Annotated in this window: 2 protein-coding genes and 1 pseudogene; 2 read left to right on the top strand and 1 reads right to left on the bottom strand. The window is 22.9% G+C overall.

The window, feature by feature from the left end; translation table 4 throughout:
• A partial coding sequence (locus C6B38_RS03955) for a spiroplasma phage ORF1-like family protein (RefSeq protein WP_146693293.1) occupies positions 1–443 on the top strand: 443 nt, incomplete at its 5' end.
• An 11-nt stretch (positions 444–454) separates the two neighbouring features.
• Here C6B38_RS03955 and C6B38_RS03950 read toward each other — a convergent pair.
• Complete coding sequence (locus tag C6B38_RS03950; RefSeq protein ID WP_105298733.1) at positions 455–916, bottom strand: lipoprotein; 462 nt, start codon at positions 914–916, stop codon at positions 455–457.
• Between the two features lie 116 nt (positions 917–1,032).
• Between C6B38_RS03950 and C6B38_RS03945 the strand changes: the two are divergent.
• Positions 1,033–1,369 (top strand): annotated as a pseudogene (locus C6B38_RS03945) (hypothetical protein); the annotation flags it as partial.

Raw genomic sequence — 1,369 nt, 5'->3', positions numbered from 1 at the left:
GTGATTTACAAAATAAATATGGTTTGCAATATAAGAAAATTGAAGAACAAAAAATCGGTTATAATGTTTTTGAATTGCAAGCACAAAAAGAGAATGATATGTACCGATATTATGATTTTAATTTTGGGATTTATAATTGAGAAGAAATTAATAACGGTGGGTTGTTCCCCAATAAACAATGATTTCAAGTGCAATATATAACTCCTAAAGGTTGATGAGATTTAGAAACTCACATTAAAAATGCGGTGATTTGAATTGTGAACACTATTCCTGGTGTTAAACAAGTTAATGAATTAGCGAGTGGTGTTGGAAAGGTTTTTGAAACAGTATATAGTTTTTTTAGTCAAATATTTGAAGTATGAAAATTTAATCCAGCATTGTATAGTACAATAACAAATATCTTTTTATTAATTATTTTTATGAAATTTGTGCGATTAATATAAAAAAGGAACTGTTATTTAGTTCCTTTTTGTTCTTTTCAGTCAGTAATTTCACCAGTGTTTTTGTCAATTGTAGGTGTTTCTGGTTCACCATCACCATCTCAACAATATAAATTAATAATAGAATATCAATTATTATATATAGGATAAATATAAAATGTATTGTTAATAATAGGAGAAATTGATTTTTCATTTTGATTATTTTTAAATTTAATAATTTTAATTGATTGATTAGTTGTATTTTTTGCAATTATTATATATCACTTTTCATCATATATACTAAATTGATTATTAATATTATTTTTACCAATTAATTTTCAATTACTATTTTCTGGTGGTTGTTGTGCGTTATATGATGGTTTTGGTTTATTATCTTCTTTGTTTTTATTATTATTTTCTTTTTTACAACTGATTAATGTTGTTGTACTTGTTGCGGTTAATCCGATTGCTCCTATTATGCTAAGTATTTTTTTCATATATATTGCTCCTTTTTATTTTTTTATATATAATTGATTTTATTACATATCAATTATATATCAATTATTCGTATTAAATATTAATTTTATAAGTTAATGAAAGGTATATAAATGTTATGTATAGTCATTTAAGTTTTATGGATAAAGTTAAATTAGAACAATTATTATTATCAAAAATTTTTTTAAAAAAGAATGGTGAACAGAATATTTCTGCAATTGCTAAATATTTGAATAGATATCGTAGTACTATTTTACGAGAAATTAAGCGTTTTAAAACTACTGATGAATGGTGAACAGAATATTTCTGCAATTGCTAAATATTTGAATAGATATCGTAGTACTATTTTACGAGAAATTAAGCGTTTTAAAACTACTGATGAATATAGTGCTTATAAGTCAGATAAAATGTATTATGAGAAAAGAAAAAAGAATAATAAAAGATGTAAATTTACA

This window comes from Spiroplasma sp. ChiS (assembly GCF_002968355.1).
Classification (GTDB): domain Bacteria; phylum Bacillota_I; class Bacilli_A; order Mycoplasmatales; family Mycoplasmataceae; genus Spiroplasma; species Spiroplasma citri.
Note: the sequence above shows the minus strand (reverse complement) of the source record. Positions and strands in the feature narration are given on the sequence as shown.